General features: G+C 36.9%; 1 protein-coding gene. It reads right to left on the minus strand.

Annotated features, from left to right (window positions below; translation table 11 throughout):
* Positions 1–255: efflux RND transporter periplasmic adaptor subunit (locus tag AAEY62_RS23490; RefSeq protein ID WP_350636866.1), on the minus strand; the 255-nt coding region annotated here is incomplete at both ends.

A 255-nucleotide genomic window follows, 5' to 3' on the forward strand; every position in this document is an offset into this window, starting at 1 on the left:
GTATTAAGCAACATACCTGGGCGAAGTAAACCTGATTTATTAGCAAAACTTGCTGTTACTTCTACACTGCGAGTGATTGAGTCGATTCGTGAGCTTATATGGGTTACTTTACAGCTGAAGGTTTGATCAGGGTAAGCATCGTTTTGAGTGCGAACAATCATTCCGTTTTTCAATTGAGCTAAATACTTTTCAGGCACTTTAAAATCAACTTTTATAATACTAATGTCATCGAGGGTTGTGATCACAGTACTATTA

This window comes from Pseudoalteromonas sp. GW168-MNA-CIBAN-0100 (genome assembly GCF_040309225.1).
GTDB lineage: Bacteria > Pseudomonadota > Gammaproteobacteria > Enterobacterales > Alteromonadaceae > Pseudoalteromonas > Pseudoalteromonas arctica.